The organism is Nocardia sp. NPDC005366, assembly GCF_040606855.1.
Classification (GTDB): domain Bacteria; phylum Actinomycetota; class Actinomycetes; order Mycobacteriales; family Mycobacteriaceae; genus Nocardia.
The window spans coordinates 43298-62479 of record NZ_JBEXFQ010000012.1; the positions used below are offsets into that span (position 1 = coordinate 43298).

General features: G+C 64.4%; 17 protein-coding genes and 1 tRNA gene. 10 read left to right on the top strand and 8 right to left on the bottom strand.

Going from position 1 to position 19182, the window contains the following annotated elements:
• Positions 1-174 precede the first annotated feature (174 nt).
• Positions 175-951, top strand: coding sequence for a hypothetical protein (locus ABZS43_RS16035; RefSeq protein ID WP_355036650.1), 777 nt, complete (start codon positions 175-177; stop codon positions 949-951).
• Positions 952-1167: 216 nt separating this feature from the next.
• Here ABZS43_RS16035 and ABZS43_RS16040 read toward each other — a convergent pair whose 3' ends face one another.
• The gene (locus tag ABZS43_RS16040) at positions 1168-2433 is read right to left on the bottom strand and encodes a hypothetical protein (protein ID WP_355036651.1); all 1266 of its coding nucleotides are present in this window, start codon (positions 2431-2433) and stop codon (positions 1168-1170) included.
• 130 nt (positions 2434-2563) lie between these two features.
• Between ABZS43_RS16040 and ABZS43_RS16045 the strand changes: the two genes are divergently transcribed.
• Positions 2564-3292, top strand: coding sequence for an inositol monophosphatase family protein (locus tag ABZS43_RS16045; RefSeq protein ID WP_355036652.1), 729 nt, complete (start codon positions 2564-2566; stop codon positions 3290-3292).
• 846 nt (positions 3293-4138) lie between these two features.
• Here ABZS43_RS16045 and ABZS43_RS16050 read toward each other — a convergent pair.
• The 4 genes from ABZS43_RS16050 to ABZS43_RS16065 form a co-directional block, all read right to left on the bottom strand.
• Positions 4139-4213 (bottom strand) — tRNA-Val (locus ABZS43_RS16050).
• Positions 4214-4244: 31 nt separating this feature from the next.
• Positions 4245-4709: a peroxiredoxin gene (locus ABZS43_RS16055; protein ID WP_355036653.1), complete on the bottom strand. Its 465-nt coding sequence runs from the start codon at positions 4707-4709 to the stop codon at positions 4245-4247.
• A 74-nt stretch (positions 4710-4783) separates the two neighbouring features.
• Positions 4784-5206, bottom strand: coding sequence for a DUF3052 domain-containing protein (locus ABZS43_RS16060; protein WP_109526416.1), 423 nt, complete (start codon positions 5204-5206; stop codon positions 4784-4786).
• A gap of 117 nt (positions 5207-5323) precedes the next feature.
• Positions 5324-5881, bottom strand: a complete 558-nt coding sequence (locus ABZS43_RS16065) for a hypothetical protein (protein ID WP_355036654.1) — start codon at positions 5879-5881, stop codon at positions 5324-5326.
• A gap of 379 nt (positions 5882-6260) precedes the next feature.
• Here ABZS43_RS16065 and aceE point away from each other — a divergent pair, with 379 nt between their 5' ends.
• The 7 genes from aceE (at position 6261) to ABZS43_RS16100 (ending at position 15316) form a co-directional block, all read left to right on the top strand.
• Entirely contained in the window at positions 6261-9056 is a 2796-nt protein-coding gene (aceE, locus tag ABZS43_RS16070; protein ID WP_355036784.1) for a pyruvate dehydrogenase (acetyl-transferring), homodimeric type, read from the top strand.
• A gap of 71 nt (positions 9057-9127) precedes the next feature.
• The gene (locus tag ABZS43_RS16075) at positions 9128-10402 is read left to right on the top strand and encodes a helix-turn-helix domain-containing protein (RefSeq protein ID WP_355036785.1); all 1275 of its coding nucleotides are present in this window, start codon (positions 9128-9130) and stop codon (positions 10400-10402) included.
• Between the two features lie 128 nt (positions 10403-10530).
• Positions 10531-11445: an ACP S-malonyltransferase gene (locus ABZS43_RS16080; protein WP_355036655.1), complete on the top strand. Its 915-nt coding sequence runs from the start codon at positions 10531-10533 to the stop codon at positions 11443-11445.
• A gap of 121 nt (positions 11446-11566) precedes the next feature.
• On the top strand, positions 11567-11866 hold the full coding sequence (acpM, locus tag ABZS43_RS16085; RefSeq protein WP_355036656.1) for a meromycolate extension acyl carrier protein AcpM: 300 nt from the start codon (positions 11567-11569) through the stop codon (positions 11864-11866).
• Positions 11867-11876: 10 nt separating this feature from the next.
• Complete coding sequence (locus ABZS43_RS16090; protein ID WP_355036657.1) at positions 11877-13127, top strand: KasA/KasB family beta-ketoacyl-ACP synthase; 1251 nt, start codon at positions 11877-11879, stop codon at positions 13125-13127.
• 110 nt (positions 13128-13237) lie between these two features.
• Positions 13238-14671 (top strand): carboxyl transferase domain-containing protein, encoded by a 1434-nt coding sequence (locus ABZS43_RS16095; protein WP_355036658.1) that lies wholly within the window; start codon positions 13238-13240, stop codon positions 14669-14671.
• 165 nt (positions 14672-14836) lie between these two features.
• Positions 14837-15316: a helix-turn-helix domain-containing protein gene (locus tag ABZS43_RS16100; RefSeq protein WP_355036659.1), complete on the top strand. Its 480-nt coding sequence runs from the start codon at positions 14837-14839 to the stop codon at positions 15314-15316.
• Positions 15317-15323: 7 nt separating this feature from the next.
• Here ABZS43_RS16100 and ABZS43_RS16105 read toward each other — a convergent pair whose 3' ends face one another.
• Positions 15324-15785 (bottom strand): hypothetical protein, encoded by a 462-nt coding sequence (locus ABZS43_RS16105; RefSeq protein ID WP_355036660.1) that lies wholly within the window; start codon positions 15783-15785, stop codon positions 15324-15326.
• Positions 15786-15940: 155 nt separating this feature from the next.
• Positions 15941-16636: a nitroreductase gene (locus tag ABZS43_RS16110; RefSeq protein ID WP_355036661.1), complete on the bottom strand. Its 696-nt coding sequence runs from the start codon at positions 16634-16636 to the stop codon at positions 15941-15943.
• 208 nt (positions 16637-16844) lie between these two features.
• On the opposite strand from ABZS43_RS16110, the gene ABZS43_RS16115 reads away from it, so the two are divergent.
• Entirely contained in the window at positions 16845-18584 is a 1740-nt protein-coding gene (locus tag ABZS43_RS16115) for an N-6 DNA methylase (protein ID WP_355036662.1), read from the top strand.
• On the opposite strand, the gene ABZS43_RS16120 is transcribed toward ABZS43_RS16115, so the two are convergent.
• Positions 18507-19124, bottom strand: coding sequence for a TetR family transcriptional regulator (locus ABZS43_RS16120; RefSeq protein WP_355036663.1), 618 nt, complete (start codon positions 19122-19124; stop codon positions 18507-18509). The two genes, ABZS43_RS16115 and ABZS43_RS16120, sit on opposite strands and share 78 nt — an antisense overlap.
• Positions 19125-19182 lie beyond the last annotated feature (58 nt).

Genomic DNA, 19182 nt, shown 5'->3' on the forward strand with positions numbered 1-19182 from the left:
GCTCGCATTCACCTTAAATAGCTTATTGGTTAGCGTCGACCATGTGTGCTCGCTTTGGACCCCTCGGCGTCATAGTCGATCTTCAGGCCGAAGTTGCAAATGCGACCCGCGGCGCCTCTTTTGATGTGTTGGAGTGGTGGCAGGTCTGGTGGTCGGCCACTGTAGGATCATGTAATGCTGAGGCGATTCGTCTATCTTGATGAAACTGCGCTAGATCAATATATCGCTGCTGTAGAGGGCGGTCTAACAGCCGAGACGCACAAGCGTTCCACTCGGCGTGGAACCGCAGAAGGCGTGGATGTGGCTCTGAGGGAGGGGGGCGAAGACGAAGAGTCACGAGCCGTGGCGGACACCCCTGAAGCGCGCTTCGATCGTTTGCTTAAGGCGGCTGCGGCTGACCCCGAAGGACTTGCCTGGATTGATGTCGATGAGCCTGACGCCGACTTTTCGAAGGTGCGCACCGGTGCCATGATCGCATGGGATTGCGACCTCTATGTTCCCGACTTTGTCAAGCTTATGGCGGGCGGGGGCGAAGGGCGACGTGCACTAAAGATGGTCCAGTCTTTGATGCCTATGGCTCAAACCTTGGACCTCGCAACGGAAGGTCTCCCATCTGTAGATAAGCTCTCCGCGATGTCCGGCTTTCTGAACAAACTCGATGCGAGCCTAATCGTTGTCGGAGAAGACGATACTGATTGGAAGGTGTCCGGACAGTTAGCGGAAAACCATCTCAAGTCTGAAGAGGTGGAGGGGCGCGCACGGATCGTGGGCAAGGTCACTAAGAAGCTTGCAAGCGGTCAATGGAAATCATTTCTAGCGTTCCCAGGTGCGACGCTAATCCCTCGCGACGAGCGTCGACGCCTCGAAAAGCAGCGCCCAACAGTGGAAACCGCTGCACAGTATCTCGAAGGCCCCTCACTCTTCCTAGATATTCTTGCAATCTATCGATAGGTAATCTCTTCCTATTGAGATCGCGTCTCGTCGTGAATCGGGAAAGCGGCAGTCGTGCAGGAATATTTTGTGGGAAATCTGCAAAAAGCATTCTGCAATAACTATTGCAATCTCGAGGACGGCCAGGTATTCGGCGTAATATCTGGCCGCTTCAGTAGAGCTGAGGATTGACTGATCGATCGCTCATGCTGCGCAAGTTGTGGTGGCGCGAGCAAGTCAGTCGAGTTGTAGCCGACCGGTCGCCGCCTTTAGTATTGCGCGTGCGGATTCTGCGGTGAGGCCACCCATTTCGACCCGCTTGATCATATCGAACAGTTCGCGTGTATCTATAATTAGTCCGTCATCTTGTGCAAATTCTGTGACGTGTTCGTCGGCACCATCGAGGATGTTCGGCCGACTGGCAGGGGGATCTAGCCGGAAAGCATTGGCTATGTACCACATACGCTGAACTTCTTTATGTGCTCTTTCATAGATACGACGATGGCGTCCGACCGCCAGCAAGTCGTTCGACTTCGCACCCTTCGTATATCCCTTCACCTCAACCATGGCGGTCCAGTCCCCCTCCGTCACTGACAGGTCACTCTGCTTGGCCTGGCCCTCGGCCAACTGCCTGTCGAGATTTGTCACGTCGAAACCCAACTCGGTTAGCGCGTGCGTGACTGCATCGACTAGCGCATCGTCGTGGTCCGTCAACAGCCGTCGCTGCGGTGATCGTCCTGCGTCCCTGATCAACCCGTCTAGGTTCACCTCGCTGACGCCAATTCTCGCGGTCAAGCGCGCCAACTCGGCGTGCGCTTCCGCTATCTCAGTGCGTAGACCTTCGATCTGAACCTCATCCTGCAAAGACATCCATCGAACATCGGATGTCCATGTCGGGGAAGATGGGAACCGCGTCCGGTCCTGACCGTGCCACTCCTGGAACGCGAGATTGAGTGCAGGCTCCAACACGTCAATTGCCTGCTCCGGCAGATACCACACCTCGCGGGCGCCCTCGTGCGGTCGATAAATTACCGCGATGGGGTCGCCATCGACACTGCCGAGGATCGGGATCCAATTGTTGCTATCTGTGCCTGGCGGAGGAACGAACACGCTGCGCGTGAACGGTTCTTTCGGGAGAACGGGAATCAAATACCGTTTGACGAACTCTCTCCGCGCGTCACTTAGTCCCTGCGGGATCCTCAGTTCGTGCCCAGAACGATCGACTCGTTCGGGGTAGTGGTACCTGGTGCTGCCTGGAGACTTTTCAACATACGCACCGGCGGCGTCGCCACCCACTTGAATGACTCGCAGATTACAGTTCAGAGGAAGTGACGGTGTACCAATCGCCACCAACGCGTCCCAGCTTAGCCAGCGTGGCTCGGGCTCGAGACCTCGACGGACCGATTGCGTGTACTTCCTCACGATGGGCTCGACCTGGTCCAACACGGCCTCGGCGCCGCTGATGAGGACACATGGTGGAGGGTATGCACCAACTACGCTCACCTGGTGATCCTCTCATTGCAGATCGGTACGAACTGGCGGTTTGGACAACGCTAAACTTTCGAAACTACGCTCGCTCGTATGCTGGATATGCCACGATCGGCACAGCGCACAAGCGGATTGACCTTGTAATTTGGCTGTCGATGAGGTCTCAGAGAAGGCGCCGAATGATCTGGTAACTGTGGCGGATCGGGAGGCCGAGCGGCTAATCTCGCTCGGCTTGCGGGAGATCCTGGATGTTCCAGTGGTTGGGGAGGAGTCCGCCACCGACGATCCGAGCCTGCTCGCTGCTGTAGGGACTGCTGAGATGTGCTGGTTGGTGGATCCGATCGACGGCACCGCAAATTTTGCGGCCGGCCGTCCTGAGTACACAGTGATTGTGGCCTTAATATGTGCGGGTGAGCCGGTCGCCGGCTGGATCTTTGTACCCGAGACCGGGCAGATATACGTTGCTGAACAGGGTTCGGGGGCGTTCCGGGATGACACTCAGATTAAACGTGCGCCGCCTGCGGCCGAGGTGGCCAGATTGCGGGGCGCTGTTCCTACGCGCCGTCTGGACCCACCCGGCCGTGCGTGGCTGGTAGAGATGACCGGCCGGTTCGCTGACCTGGGTCCTGGCGCGCGGTGCGCGGGCGTGAATTACACGCAGATGGTAGATGGCATCCTCGACTTTGTCTTAAACCAGCGCAGCTTCCCGTGGGACCACGCCGCGGGCGTGGTCCTGCTGGCCGAGGTGGGCGGTGTGTCGCTGCGACCGGACGGCACCCGCTACCGGCTGGCTGAAAAACCACACAACCGGCTGCTGAACGCAGTGACGCTCAACTGCTGGGCAGCGGTGCAGACCACGCTATGGGCGAGATAGCTCTCTCATGGCCCGGAGCCGCACCTGACGAGTCCAACGCCCCACCGAGGCCGCAGCAGTCGAGTTCAAACAGGCTAGATATGCGCGTTCTTACGCTCATCTACCCCAGTGTTAATCACAACCCACCCACCCCTAGGCCTTTGAACGCCCCTACGTGTCGGAGACGGGGCGAAGATCTCTACCCGTAGGGATGGAAACCGGGCTGGGGTTCATCCTCCGTCGCATGCCGGCTCCTACGTTCGTAAGTTTCCCGCGCCGTCTCGGCGGGCATAGCCAACGCAGCCCCGATTTCAGGCCAACTGTAGCCATCGGCGAGCGCGTGCTGGATCGCTACCCAACGCCACTCCTCAAGGTTGTCCGTCAGCCGACGAGCTGCCTCCAATGCCTGCAAGTGGGAGACCTCCGCATGCTCTGTCGCTGCGCCACGCTCGAAGAGAGACCGATGATAGGTCGCCCACACCGCGAAGAGCGCGCGATCGTCACCGTCTTCAAGCACTGTGGCTATGTCGGTGCCCGTTGGCAGAGTGCCAATCGTTGTCGTTGAAAACTGCTTGTGCCCCATGTCAGCGGATTTGAGCGGGGCCGACGCTCATATGCATCAACCAATCCTCACTCACTGCGGGCGCAGGCTGCCACTCGATGCGGTCGATGGTCAGAGTCGCTTTTAGTTTGGGCTGAGACGGACCATAGATGCCGAGTCGGGGATCACGCCTCCCGCTATGCCCAACTACCGGGGGGAGACGACACATCGCTGACCCATCCGATTACTCTGCCCCAAGTTTGCCCCACGAAATTGGCGTGGGGCAAACTTGCCGAGGGAAAAACTCACTCTGACCTGCATCTTCTTGGTGGGCGCAGAGGGGATCGAACCCCCGACCGCTGGTGTGTAAAACCAGTGCTCTACCGCTGAGCTATACGCCCGCACTCCGCCGGTCGCTACCGACGGTGCGGCTTATGAATCTAGCGCGGCAAGCGCTTTCTCCCAAGCCGCCTGGTCACGGGCCTCTCCTGGCCCGTTCATCTCCGCGAAACGGATCTTGCCTTCCTTGTCCACGACGAAGGTGCCGCGGTTGGGGAAACCCGATTTCTCGTTGAAGACACCGTAGGCCTGGGCGATGGCGCCGTGCGGCCAGAAGTCGGACAACAGGGGGAAGGTGTAGCCCTGTTCGGCGGCCCAGATCTTGTGGGTGGGCGGGGGGCCGACGGAGATCGCGAGGATTTCCGCGTCGTCGTTCTGGAATTTGGGCAGCTCGTCTCGCACCTTGCAGAGTTCCCCCTGGCATATGCCGGTGAAAGCGAGCGGGTAGAAGACGATGAGCACGTTCTTCTTGCCCCGGAAGTCCGATAGCGAGACTTCCTGGTTGTTCTGATCTTTGAGCGTGAAATCCGGCGCGACAGTGCCAACTTCGATAGGCATACGCGAATCCTCCATCGTGTCGGGTCTCCGCCGGGTGGTGAGCGCACCACCCGGCGGAAACCATGGCGAAAAGGTCAGCGTTGCTTCGAAGGAGCCTTGGGTTGCACCAATCGGCTTCCGGCCCAAGCGCCGAGGCTGATCGCAGATGTCTGCGTCAGGCCCGCCGTGGGCGCGGCTTCGGCGATCTCGCTCGGATCGACATGGCCAGGCTGACCGGTCTTGGGGGTGAGGACCCAGATGAAGCCGTCGTCTGCCAGCGGGCTGATGACTTCCATCAGCTCGTCGGCCAGATCGCCGTCTCCTTCTCGCCACCAGAGCAGCACGGCGTCGACGACCTCATCAGAGTCTTCGTCCACCATTTCGCCGCCACTGGCGTCCTCGACGTCGGCCCTTAGGTCGTCGTCGGTGTCCTCGTCCCAGCCCAGTTCCTGGACAACCATGCCGTGTGTAATGCCAAGCTTCTGAGCGTAGTTCTGCGCGTCCGCCGCGGCGACCACGGTGGTGTCCTCCTCAACTCCCGACAGTAGGTAGATGCAAGCGAACATGGTTATCGGCTCGAGCGCAAGCTGATCGGATGAAATACCCTCCGAATGTCGCGCGTCCGGTACGGAATTTCAGCGTTTCGGGCAGGCTTCGCGCACCGCGTTACGGGCGTCGTTGACCCGCTTGCTGGCCTCGTTGAGCGGCCCGACCTGCGCCGTGTAGGACATTTTCCTGGTTTCGCCCGCGAGCTGCCTGGCGGCTGTGACGTACTCGGCGAATTTCGCGGCGAGATCTTCGGGCAGCGCGCCCGCCGCGGCGGTCACTCCGGTCTCGACCTTGGTGGCGGCTTCGTCGAGTGTGGTCGACGCGGCATCGCGTTTGGCGGCGTAGTCTGGCGCATTGGAGTCGTGCGCGTCGACGAAGTCGTTGTACGCCTTCACCCCGAGGCCGGAAGTGGTGGGGAACTGCGCGCAGTTTTCGCCGATGGCCTGAGCCTGTGCCGCCACCCGCCGCGACGAGGTCGCCGCCGCGGAGGACACGGCGGCCTCGGTCTTGTACGAGGAGAGTTCCGCGGCGTTCGGAGTGGCGGTTCCCTCCACCCGATCCGCGCATCCGGCGACCGTCAGCCCGGTCACGACCGCCGCGGCAGCGCACACCAGTCCGAACCCGCGTTGGTCAAGCACCTTCATCGTCCTCCCGCTCTTGCTCTGTATTCGGCGGTATCGAATAGCACGTGCTCAGGCGGCTCGCTGGGTGCCGAAATCGGCCTGCGCCGGAAAAACTACCGGGTAACCCATTGCCGAGGAAACCGTACTGGATTTGCTGCTGACATGATGACCTGGGACGCACCATCGGCAAGGATGGAGGGTGCGCCCGAACATTCGTAACGGGTGGTCCGCAACCAGCGCTCCGCCCGGGGAAACAGAAGCCATCAGCTTGTCCACCCCTGTACGAGGAGCAGACTTGACCGACGTGATCCACTCGTCCGTTCCAGCGAAACCCGCTGGCCCCGACACCGTCTCCGCCCCGAACGGGTCGCAACCACAGCCTGCTGGTCGGGTCAGGGTTATCCGTGAAGGGGTGGCCTCCTACCTGCCGGACATCGACCCGGACGAGACCAGCGAATGGCTCGAATCCTTCGATGAGATGCTCGACAGGGAAGGGCCGGGCCGCGCGCGCTACCTGATGCTCCGGCTGCTCGAGCGGGCGGGGGAGCGCCGCGTCTCCATTCCGGCGCTGACCTCGACCGACTACGTCAATACCATTCCCACCGAGAACGAGCCGTGGTTTCCCGGCGACGAAGAGGTGGAGCGTCGATTCCGCGCCTGGATCCGCTGGAATGCCGCGATCATGGTGCATCGCGCCCAGCGTCCCGGCATCGGTGTGGGTGGGCATATTTCGACCTACGCCTCCTCGGCGGCGCTGTACGAGGTCGGCTTCAACCATTTCTTCCGAGGCAAGGACCATTCCGGCGGCGGCGATTCCATTTTCATCCAGGGTCACGCCTCGCCCGGCATCTACGCCCGCGCCTTCCTCGAAGGCAGGCTCAGCGAAGACCAGATGGATGGTTTCCGTCAGGAATACAGCCACGGCGGGCCGGGACACGGACTTCCGTCATATCCGCATCCGCGGCTGCTGAACAATTTCTGGGAATTCCCGACCGTCTCGATGGGCCTCGGCCCGATGAACGCCATCTATCAGGCCAGGTTCAACCACTACCTGCACGATCGAGGCATCAAGGACACCTCCGATCAGCACGTGTGGGCATTCCTCGGCGACGGTGAGATGGACGAGCCCGAATCGCGCGGTCTCGCACATGTGGCGGCGATGGAGGGGTTGGACAACCTGACCTTCGTCGTCAACTGCAACCTCCAGCGCCTGGACGGTCCGGTCCGCGGCAACGGCAAGATCATCCAGGAACTGGAGTCGTTCTTCCGCGGCGCGGGGTGGAATGTCATCAAGGTCATCTGGGGTCGCGAGTGGGACGCGCTGCTCGGCGCGGATCGCGACGGCGCGCTGGTGAATCTGATGAACACCACTCCCGACGGCGACTACCAGACCTACAAGGCCAACGACGGCGCCTACGTGCGCGACCACTTCTTCGGTCGTGACCCGCGGACCAAGGCGCTCGTGCAGGATCTTTCGGATACCGAGATCTGGAATCTCAAGCGCGGCGGCCACGATTACCGCAAGGTCTACGCCGCATACGCCGCCGCGATGGCGCACAAGGGCCAGCCGACGGTGATTCTTGCCAAGACCATCAAGGGCTACACCCTCGGCAAGCATTTCGAGGGACGCAACGCCACGCATCAGATGAAGAAGCTGACGTTGCAGGATCTCAAGGATTTCCGCGATCTGCAGCGCATCCCGATCTCCGACGCGGAGTTGGAGAAGGATCCGTATCTGCCGCCGTACTACCACCCGGGCACAGAGACCCGCGAGATCCAGTACATGCTGGATCGCCGCAAGGCCCTTGGCGGTTTTCTGCCCGAGCGACGTTCCGTGGCAAAGCCTCTGCAACTTCCCGGCGACGAGGCGTACCGCTCGGTGCGCAAGGGTTCGGGCAAGCAGAATGTCGCGACGACGATGGCCCTTGTCCGGCTGATGAAGGAACTGCTGCGGGACAAGGAGATCGGCAAGCGGATCGTGCCGATCATCCCGGACGAGGCCAGGACCTTCGGTATGGACTCGTGGTTCCCTTCGTTGAAGATCTACAACCGAAACGGTCAGTTGTACACATCCGTCGACGCGGAATTGATGCTTGCCTACAAAGAGAGCGCCATCGGGCAGATCCTGCACGAGGGCATCAACGAGGCCGGTTCGACCGCTTCGTTCACCGCGGTCGGCACCTCGTACGCCACCCACGGCGAGCCGATGATCCCGCTCTACATCTTCTACTCGATGTTCGGATTCCAGCGCACCGGCGACGGATTGTGGGCGGCGGCGGATCAGCTCGCCCGCGGATTCGTCCTCGGAGCAACCGCTGGGCGAACCACGCTGACCGGTGAGGGTCTGCAGCACAACGACGGCCATTCGCTGTTGCTGGCTTCGACCAATCCGGCGGTGGTGACCTACGACCCGGCCTTCGCCTTCGAACTCGCGCATATCGTGCGCGACGGTCTGCGCCGGATGTACGGGGGTGGCGTCCCCGCCCCGTCGCATCAGACGGCGCTGCCCGGCACCGAGACGGTGCGTCGTGCGGAGGACACCTTCGGCGGCGAGGACATCTTCTACTACATCACCCTTTACAACGAGCCGTATCAGCAGCCTGCCGAGCCCGAGGGCCTGGATATCGCCGGTCTGCTCAAGGGCATCTACCTGTACAAACCGGGGGACGCCGGTGATCTGCGCGCGCAGATCCTGGTCTCCGGTGTCACCGTTCCCGATGGTCTGCGCGCGCAGGCGCTGCTCGCGCAGCGGTGGGGAGTGCAGGCCGACGTCTGGTCGGTGACCTCGTGGGGTGAACTGCGCAAAGAGGCGCTCGCGAAGGAGATCGCGGCGTTGCGCGATCCGGGCGCCGAGGCGAGCGTGCCCTATGTCACCGAGGCGTTGTCCCGGGTCGATGGCCCCTACATCGCCGCGACCGACTGGCTGCGGGCGGTGCCGGATCAGGTGCGCAAGTGGGTTCCCGGTGATTTCACCACCCTCGGCACGGACGGGTTCGGCTTCTCCGACACGCGCGCCGCGGCGCGGCGGGTCTTCAATGTCGACGCGCAGTCGATCACGATGGCGGCACTGGAAGGTCTGGCCCGTGCGGGCAAGATCGACCAGGCCACGGTGCTAGAGGCAGCGGCGGAATACCGCATCGGCGATGTCGACGCCGCGCCGAAGTCGGCCGCGAGCACAGACGAAGAACTGGCGTAGCGGACTATTGGACCGTGGAACGTAAACCGCCGCGGCCTCGACGGATCTCCGAAGGCTCTTCCGAGCACGAGGTGTATCTGCCGACCGGCGCACTGTCCCCGAATCGGCAGAACCGGGATCCGCTTCCGGATACATTGCTCAAGCGGGTGAAGCAGTTCTCCGGGCGCCTGTCCACCGAGGCGGTCGGGTCCATGCAGGATCGGCTGCCGTTCTTCGCCGATCTGGATGCCGCCCAGCGGGCCGGGGTCCAGATGTTGGTGCAGACCGCGGTGGTGAACTTCCTCGAGTGGCTACAGGATCCGGATAGCGATATCCGGTTCAGCCTGGACGCGTTCCAGGTCATTCCGCAGGATCTGGCGCGGCGGCTGACGCTGCGCCAGACCGTGGATATGGTCCGCGTGGCCATGGAGTTCTTCGAACAGTGGCTGCCCGCGCTCGCGCGCAACGACCGGCAGCTGGTGGCGCTCACCGAGGCGGTGCTGCGATACGGGCGTGAGCTCGGCTTCGCGGCTGCCTCGGTGTACGCCAGCGCCGCGGAATCACGCGGTGCGTGGGATACCAGGCTGGAGGCGCTCGTCGTCGACGCCGTTGTGCGCGGCGATACCGGCCCGGACATGCTGTCGCGGGCCGCGACGCTGAACTGGGATGCCACCGCGCCCGCGACGGTGCTGGTCGGCACGCCGCCGAAGGATCAGAGCGTGTCGATGGTCGGTGCGGTGCACACCATCGCGGGCAGACACGGCCGCGCCGCTCTCGCGGTGGTGCAGGGTTCTCGGCTGGTGATGGTGGTCAGCGGTCATCTGAGTGATACCAGCCATATCTCGGCATTCCTGTCCGATCTGCTCGCCGAGGTCTTCTCGGACGGGCCCGTGGTGATCGGACCGACCATGCGCACCCTCGGCGCCGCGCACGCCAGCGCGTTGGAGGCGCTCGCAGGCATGGAGGCCGTGGTGGGGTGGCGGGGCGCGCCGCGGCCGGTGCACGCGACAGAATTACTGCCCGAACGCGCTCTGCTCGGCGATAGGGCTGCGATCGACGCTCTGAACGAGTATGTTGTCCTCCCGTTGGCCGCTGCGGGATCCGCGCTCGCTGACACCCTCGATGCCTATCTGGACTGTGGCGGAGCCGTCGAGACGTGTGCTCGCCAGCTGTACGTCCATCCAAATACGGTGCGATATCGCCTCAAGCGAATCGGGGAGATCACCGGGCGTGATCCCATGAATCCGCGGGATGCCTATGTGCTCCGGATCGCGGCAACAGTGGGTCGTTTGACACGAACCCGTAACGAATCATCAACAACTGACCCAGAGGCACCGCATGCCACTGTGGGTCCGCAGGGGCTGTAACGGATTCGGCGAACCGGTCGATCGGGACATCCCACATGCGCTTTTGTGGGAGTCCCACAAAAGCGGTCTCCAAGCTTCATTCGCGTCGACATCTCGTGCGAGGCACCTCACAGTGTTTTCTTAGAGATGTGATCGCGTTGTTCGCCCCTGGACAGGGGTCCCAGACACCCGGCATGCTCGCGCCTTGGCTCGACCTTCCCGGCGCGGGAGAACGCCTCGCCCTCTGGTCCAAGGCCTCGGGCCTGGATCTCGTCCGTCTCGGCACCACCGCGACGGCCGAGGAGATCGTCGACACCGCGGTGACGCAACCGCTCGTGGTTGCCGCCGCGCTGCTGGCGTTCGCCGAAATCGAACCGAATTCACTGCCGGCCGCTACGATCGTGGCCGGACATTCGGTGGGTGAGTTCGCCGCCGCCGCTGTCGCCGGAGTCATCTCTCCGGATGACGCTGTGGTGCTGGCCGCCATCCGCGGTGCGGAAATGGCCAAGGCGTGCGCGCTGAAGCCGACCGGAATGTCCGCCGTGCTCGGTGGCGATGAGGCCGCCGTACTCGAGCGGCTCGCGGAATTGGATCTCGTTCCGGCCAACCGGAACGCGGTCGGTCAGATCGTGGCCGCGGGCAAACTCGACGCCTTGGCGGAACTGGCGGCCAACCCGCCGGAGAAGGCGCGTGTGCGCGCGCTTCCCGTCGCGGGTGCCTTCCACACCGCGTTCATGGCTCCGGCCCAGGACGCGGTGGCGGATGCCATAGGCAGGATCGCGCCGCATGAACCGACTAGGGTTCTACTGTCGAACTTCGACGGTCAGCCGGTCGCCTCGGGACAGGATGCGATCGATAAGCTCGCCGCGCAGGTCACCCGGCCCGTTCGCTGGGATCTGTGCACCGAGGCCGTCCGCGCCGCGGCGGTGTCGGCGGTGGCGGAGTTGCCGCCCGCGGGCACGCTGGTCGGGATCGCCAAGCGGGAATTGAAGGGCACGCCGACGCTGGCCCTGAAAACCCCGGAAGACCTCCCCGCGTTGGCCGGGCTCACGACCTCCGGCTAGCTTTCCTCCGCGACGGTGCGGAGAAATTCGCACAGTCGTGATGAATCGGCGGTAACCAACCGCTGGTTCGATCCGAAATAAACACAAGAGCCCTACAAAGAAACAAGAAGGGAGCCACAACGTGGCCGCTCTGACCCAGGAACAAATCGTCGAGGAACTCGGCAAGATCATCGAAGAGGTAACGGGTATCGAACCCTCCGAGGTGACCATCGAGAAGTCCTTCGTCGATGACCTGGACATCGACTCGTTGTCCATGGTCGAGATCGCGGTGCAGACCGAGGACAAGTACGGCGTGAAGATCCCGGACGAGGATCTGGCCAGCTTGAAGACGGTCGGCGACGCTGTCAGCTACATCCAGAAGCTCGAGGCGGAGAACAGCGAAGCCGCCGCGGAGCTCAAGGCCAAGTTCGACTCCGAGTAGGGCCGAAACAGTGACCACTCCTTCCACCTTGAACGGGAATTTCCCCAACGTCGTCGTAACTAGCCTGGCGGCGACCACGTCGATCGCGGGTGACGTCGATGCGACGTGGAAGGGACTCCTCAACGGCGAGAGCGGTATCGACGTTCTCGAGGATTCCTTCGTCGAGGAATACGACCTTCCTGTCCGCATCGGCGGACACCTGAAGGTCCGACCGGACACCCTGCTCACCCGGGTCGAATGTCGGCGCATGGCCTACGTGGAGCAGCTCGCGACCGTTCTCGGTCGCGAAGTCTGGCGCAACGCGGGCAGCCCGGAAGTCGATCCCGAGCGGCTGGGTGTTGCCATCGGTACCGGGATCGGTGGCGGTGACGCCCTCATCGACTCGGTCGACAAGCTGAAGAACGGTGGCTATCGCAAGATTTCGCCTCTGGCTGTTCAGATGGTCATGCCGAACGGCCCTTCGGCCGTGGTCGGTCTCGAATTGAAGGCCAGGGCAGGAGTGGTCACTCCGGTCTCGGCATGCTCGTCCGGCTCCGAGGCCATCGCCAACGCATGGCGGATGATCGTCATGGGCGATGCCGACATGGTCGTCGCCGGTGGTGTCGAGGGCTACATCGACGCCGTGCCGATCGCGGCATTCAGCATGATGCGTGCCATGAGCACCCGTAACGACGATCCGAAGGGCGCCTCGCGTCCATTCGACAAGGATCGCGACGGATTCGTCTTCGGCGAGGCGGGCGCCCTCATGGTCCTCGAGACCGAGGAGCACGCCAAGGCCCGCGGTGCGACGATCCACGCCCGGCTGCTCGGTGCGGGCATCACCTCGGACGGGTACCACCTCGTCGCCCCCGACCCCACGGGTGACGGTGCCGCGCGCGCCATGAAGCGCGCACTGCAGACGGCGGGTCTGACCGCCAAGGACATCACGCATATCAATGCGCACGCGACCGCGACGCCGGTCGGCGACACCGCCGAGGCGAACGCGATCACCAAGGCCGTCGGCAACCATGCCTCGGTATATGCGCCGAAGTCGGCACTGGGCCACTCGATCGGTGCCGTTGGCGCCCTGGAGTCCGTGCTCACTGTGCTCAGCATCCGGGACGGCATCGTCCCGCCGACGCTGAACCTGGAGAACCAGGATCCGGAGATCGATCTCGATGTGGTGCACGGCGAAGCCCGTCGCCAGGAAATCGAGTACGCGATCAACAATTCCTTCGGTTTCGGTGGGCACAATGTGGCGCTCGCCTTCGGTCGCGCATAGCCGCACGATCGACTGCACAACGATCCCCGGCGGGGTCGGAATTCGACCCCGCCGGTGGTTCGACATACGCAGCCGCGTTTTGCGGCACATTTGATTGAGGAGAGAACGCGATGACGATTATTGCTCCCGCGTTTCAACAAGAGACTGCGCTGGACCCGCGTGACCCGCTGGGCAGGCTCCAGCGATTCTTCGATCCCGGAACCATTCTTCCGCTACACCCGCGTAACAAGTCCGGAGTCCTCGCCGCGATCGGCGAGGTGGACGGTGTCCGCACCGTCGCCTACTGCTCCGACGCCACCGTCATGGGCGGCGCGATGGGCGTGGACGGCTGCAAGCACATCGTCGACGCCATCGATACCGCCATCGACTCCGGCGTTCCCGTGGTCGGCATCTGGCATTCCGGCGGCGCCCGGCTGGCGGAGGGCGTCGAAGCCCTGCACGCCGTCGGCCTGGTCTTCGAGGCCATGGTGCGCGCGTCCGGCCTGGTCCCGCAGCTTTCGGTGGTGCTCGGTTTCGCGGCCGGTGGCGCGGCCTACGGCCCCGCGCTGACCGATATCGTGATCATGGCCCCCGAGGGCCGGGTCTTCGTGACCGGTCCCGATGTGGTGCGCAGCGTCACGGGTGAGCAGGTCGACATGGCCACCCTCGGTGGTCCGGTGACCCACGGTAAGAAGTCGGGCGTCACGCATATCGTCGCCGACAGCGAGTCCGATGCCATGCACCGTGCCCGCAAACTGGTGTCGATGTTCGCCGAGCAGGGCGAATTCGATCTGCTCGCGGCCGAGCACGGCGACGTCGACCTGAAGGCGCTGCTGCCGGAGTCGGCCAAGCGTGCCTACGACGTGAAGCCGCTGGTGCACGAGTTGCTCGACAACATCAACGGCGAGTCCTCCTTCGAGGAACTGCAGGGCGGTTACGCGCGCAGCATGGTGACCGGCCTCGGTCGCCTCGGCGGTCGCACCGTCGGCGTGCTGGCGAACAACCCGCTGCGTCTCGGTGGCTGCCTCAATTCCGAAAGCGCCGAGAAGGCAGCACGTTTCGTGCGCCTGTGCGACGCGTTCGGCATTCCGCTGATCGTCATCACCGACGTTCCCGGTTACCTGCCCGGTGTCGGTCAGGAATGGGAGGGCGTGGTGCGCCGCGGCGCGAAGTTGCTGCACGCCTTCGCCGAGGCCAGGGTTCCGCGGGTCACGCTGGTCACCCGCAAGATCTACGGTGGCGCCTACATCGCGATGAACGCCCGTTCGCTGGGTGCGACCGCCGTGTACGCGTGGCCGGGTTCCGAGGTCGCCGTGATGGGCGCCAAGGCCGCGGTCGGCATCCTGCACAAGAAGGCACTCGCCGCCGCGCCGGAGGACGAGCGTGAGGCGCTGCACGAACGTCTCACGGTCGAGCACGAGAAGATCGCGGGCGGCGTCGAGCGCGCCATCGCGATCGGGGTCGTCGACCAGGTCATCGAGCCGGCCAAGACCCGTAGTGCGATCGCCGCCGCGCTGGCCGCCGCGCCGTCGCGCAAGAGCCATCACAAGAACATTCCGCTGTGATGTGAGTTTCGGCGAACGGGCCCCGGGATTTCCCGGGGCCCGTTTTCGTCCCGCGCCGCGCGCACGCCGACGCGAACCTCGCGCACGGTGCACCCCGGACGTGGCGCACCCGCGCTACGACGCGATAACGGGAGCGGGGGCGTCGCCGCTGGGTAGCATCGGGGAGTGCGTTACGAGGAGCTTGCCGAGGAGCCGTGTTCGATCACGCGGCCACTGGTGATTCTGGGTGACCGGTGGACACTGGTGATCCTGAAGCACTCGTTCGCGGGCATTCGCCGTTTCAATTCCTTCCAGAGTGCGCTCGGCATTTCCCGTAGCCGATTACAGGATCGGCTGGACAGGTTGATCGAGCACGGCATCCTCGTGAAGCAGAAGGCGGAGGTCGGCGCGCACGAGGAATACCGACTGACCCCCAAGGGCCACGATATCTATCCGATTCTGATGGCGATCCGGGATTGGGGCGATACCTATATGGCGCCCGACGGTCCACCCGTCGAATACCGTCATCGCGGATGCTCCGGTGAAGCGCATGTGAAACTCGAATGCGATTCCTGCGGAAGCGGATTGACCGCGCGCGATATCGCCCCTGAACTCGGGCCCGGATTGACCGGCGAAGGCACCGCGTCTGGACGCGCGGCGGGCTGAACGCCGATTACGAACCCATGCGGATCTTCTCGGCCGGATTGTCCTGATTGACGCACTCCTGGAACGGAATCGCGGCGGCGGGGGGTTCCCGGCAGTCCCACACCCCGGTGCCGACGGCGACGGTGATCACGACATCGTCGCCCCATGCCTGGGACCGGGCGGCGTAGATGTCGGTGACCGCGACGGCGGCCGGACACGCGGCATCGCCCCTGGTGGTGACGGCGGACACCGTCAGGCCGAACTGTGCTGTGCCACAGGAAATCTCGATCGGCTCCACGACGGGCGGCGGCGTCCGGGGCGTCCGCGCGGGCAGTGTCGGCGTCGCGCCGGTCGTGGTCGCGGTCGTCGCCGCGGCGGTGGCCGTCGGCGTCGCGCCGAGCGGGTCGTCCTCGGCGTCGTCGCAGCCGGACAGGCCGAGGGTGAGGACGGCCACCGCGATGATCGCCGACACAGCACCGATGGGACGCATTGAGCTCCTCCTGGGTCGCGCGGTCGACGCCGGAGCTGCGCAATCGCCCCCGACCTGCGCTCACCCTAACGCGGCGGAGGGCAGAGCGCTGGGACCGACGCGTGGGGCCGCGTCGAGGCGGGCTCGGCCGGTTGCGGGCGGGCCCGGCGGATTCCTCAGTTCGTGTGCCAGCTCGCGACCTGGTCGACCTCGGCCCTGGCGGTGCGGAATCCGTTCACCGGATGGTCGATGTCGGGGTAGCCGAAGGAGATAGCGGCCACGACCCGGCGGTGGTCGGGTATGTCGAAGTAGGTGCGCAGGAACGGGGAATAGGAGGCCAGGGCGGCCTGGGGCGCTGCGCCGAGGCCGAGGCTCTGGGCGGCGAGGAGGAAATTGCCGATGTAGAGACCGCAGTCGACGGCGCCGTAGACCCCGAGATCGGCTTCGCTGGTGACGATGGCGACGTGGGGTGCGTCGAACAGTTCGAAATTGCGCACGGCCTGACGCATGGTGCCCGCGTTGTCACCCTTGGCGATGCCGACGCTGTCGTAGAGTTGCAGTCCGCATTCGCGTCGGCGATCCCGGTACACGCCCGTGTAGTGCGCGGGGAACGGGAAATCCGGTTCGGGTATCGCACCGGCGACGTGGTCGAGCAGTTCCTTGCGGAACCGATCGGTGCCTGCGCCCTCGGTGATCACCAGCTGCCAGGGTTGGGTGTTGCACCACGAGGGTGTGCGCTGGGCCAGGCGCAGCAACGCCTCGATGGTCTCGCGGGGCACCGGGTCGGCCGTGAACTGTCGGCAGGTATATCGCGCGCCGAGAATCCGGCTCAATGCCTCGTATTCCTCGGTTCGCGCGCCGGTCGGGCTCATCCGCCCACCCCTCTCTGATTTGGTCTTATTTCGAGACTGAACGCTAGCATCGGCGGTCTTGTTTCGGAACCTCGAACGGCGGGAAAAGGGCAGAATCGTCACGCCGGTCGAGGCGGCGACGGCTTCGAGGGGACCGCCATGTCATCGCATCCTCGCGTGACACGGCAAAATCGAGTCATCGACGGGGCCTGCTGGCAGAATCCGACGCATGGGTTCCGACGCCCGTGACGCGCGTAAGCGGCACGGCAGGCACTACACGCCGCCCGCGCTCGCGCAGTTCCTCGCGCGGCGCCTGCTCGCGCATATGCCGAAGCCCGGCCTGCCAGGGACGCTGCGGGTACTGGATCCGGCGTGCGGCGACGGGGAACTGCTGCTCTCGCTGCACCGTGAGATCGCCGCTCGGCTGCCGGGTGTCGCCGTGGAACTGATCGGCTTCGATCTCGACGAGACCGCGCTCGCGGTGGCGCGAGGCCGGGCCGGGGCGGCGCACGTCGAGGTCGAATGGCATATGGGGGATTTCCTGTCCGAGTCGGAATGGCTGGCGGACAATAGTTTCGACGCGATCATCACCAATCCGCCGTATGTGCGCACCCAGCAGTTGGGTACCGTCGCCGCACGGTCGCTGGCCGAAAGATTCGGGCTGCGAGGCCGTATCGATCTGACCCACCCGTTCGTGGCCGTCGCGCCGCGACTGCTGCGTCCGGGCGGTGTACTCGGCCTGCTGTGCGCCAACAGATTCATCACCACCAGGGCGGGCGCCAATATTCGCGCGGTCCTGTGCACGGAACTCGCGCCGGTGGAACTCTACGATCTGGGCGACACCAAATTATTCGAAGCCGCCGTGCTGCCCGCGATCACCATCGCCACCCGCACCGAGACGCGCGCGGACTGCCGCTTCGTTTCGGCCTACGAAGTGCCCGAATCGGAGGCCGATTCGGTCCACGGTCTTTTCGAGGCGTTGACCCGCGATACCGGCGGCAGCGTCGCCCACAATGGGCGCACCTTCGCCGTGGAGGTGGGCACGCTGTGGGCCGATGAGCGGGCCGCCCCGGCGCGGGGCGCCGACAGCACGTGGCGGATGTCGCGCCCCGGCATCGACGCGTGGCTGGCGGGAATCGCCGATCGCACCTGGCGCAGTTTCGGCGAGGTCGCGCGCATACGGGTGGGAATCAAGACAACCGCCGATCGGGTTTTCATCTCCGACCGATGGCACGAGATCGAGCCGCCTCCCGAACCCGAATTGTTGTTCGACCTGATCACCCACCACGATCTCGCGCCGTGGCGGATCGTTCGCGCGCGCGACACCCGGGTGTTGTATCCGTACGACACGGGCGTGTCGCGACGGACCCCGGTCGATCTGAGCGAATTCCCCGGCGCCGCCGCCTATCTCCGATCGCACGAGCAGACGCTGACGGCCCGCAGATATGTGGTCGACAGCGGCCGGAACTGGTTCGAGATCTGGGTGCCGCAGCGTCCGCATCTGTGGCGGGTGCCGAAGCTGGTGTTCCCCGATATCAGCGAGCGCCCCCGGTTCGCGCTCGACCGTTCGGGAGCCGTGGTGAACGGGGATTGCTACTGGATTTCGCTGGACGATCTCGGAAGCGGGGACCATCTGGCCTATCTGCTGATGGGCGTGGCGAATTCCGCGCTGGGATTGCGTTTCTACGACGCGGTGTGCGGAAACCGCCTCTACGCGGGCAGGCGACGATGGATCACCCAGTATGTGTCCCGGCTGCCGCTGCCCGATCCGGGGTCTGCCTCGGCGGTCGAGATCGTCGGTCTGGTCGGGGAATTCGTCCACGGACGCCCGATCGACGAGGAGGGGCAGGCGATCCTCGACGACCTGGTCGCGGCGGCGTTCGGTGTGGCCTCAGGCCGTGGCCCTGACCCCGACCATGGGCAGCAGCGTGCGACGGGCGAATTCGCGCCCGGCCTCGGCGTCGCCTAGCGGGATCAGGCCGTCGGGGGTGAGGGCGAGCGACAGCGCGAGGCGGGCCATGATCTCCGCGACCAGGTCGGCGTCGAAATCGTTGTCGCCAGCGCGCAATTCGCGCAACTTCCCCGCCAGATAGGTGCGGCCTACGGCGAGGATCGGACCGCCTTCGGTGGTGAGCCTCGGCAGGATCAGATCGGGTTCGGTCCGCAGCAGGCGGCGCAGCAGTTCGTTGCCCGCGATCGCGCCGATGAAGGCGACGAAGATCTCCACCAGTTGATCCTCGGTGCCTTCGACGGTCTGCGCCCGCCTGTCGATATCGGCGACGAAGCGTTGCGCCTCCCGGACGCTGACCGCCTCGACCAAGTCGTTCTTTGATTCGAATCGGCGGTACAGGGTGGCCGGGCTGATTCCGGCGCGCCGGGCGATCTCGCCCATGCTGGTGCGCTTGATGCCGAAATCCAGGAATGCCGACAGTGCGCTCTCCAGGAGCTTCTCACCGTCTTTGACGGGCTTGTCCAGGATCCGCTGGAGCATGGGCGGGACGGGGGGCATCGAGTCTCCAGTCAATCGGCGCGCCGACAGTGTGGGGTGGGCCGTTCATTATTCCACC

Coding starts and splice junctions, on each gene's coding strand:
- ABZS43_RS16035 (WP_355036650.1), top strand. CDS start 175: ATGCTGAGGCGATTCGTCTATCTTGATGAAACTGCGCTAGATCAATAT.
- ABZS43_RS16055 (WP_355036653.1), bottom strand. CDS start 4,709: ATGCCTATCGAAGTTGGCACTGTCGCGCCGGATTTCACGCTCAAAGAT.
- ABZS43_RS16065 (WP_355036654.1), bottom strand. CDS start 5,881: ATGAAGGTGCTTGACCAACGCGGGTTCGGACTGGTGTGCGCTGCCGCG.
- ABZS43_RS16095 (WP_355036658.1), top strand. CDS start 13,238: ATGACGATTATTGCTCCCGCGTTTCAACAAGAGACTGCGCTGGACCCG.
- ABZS43_RS16105 (WP_355036660.1), bottom strand. CDS start 15,785: ATGCGTCCCATCGGTGCTGTGTCGGCGATCATCGCGGTGGCCGTCCTC.
- ABZS43_RS16110 (WP_355036661.1), bottom strand. CDS start 16,636: ATGAGCCCGACCGGCGCGCGAACCGAGGAATACGAGGCATTGAGCCGG.
- ABZS43_RS16115 (WP_355036662.1), top strand. CDS start 16,845: ATGGGTTCCGACGCCCGTGACGCGCGTAAGCGGCACGGCAGGCACTAC.
- ABZS43_RS16120 (WP_355036663.1), bottom strand. CDS start 19,124: ATGCCCCCCGTCCCGCCCATGCTCCAGCGGATCCTGGACAAGCCCGTC.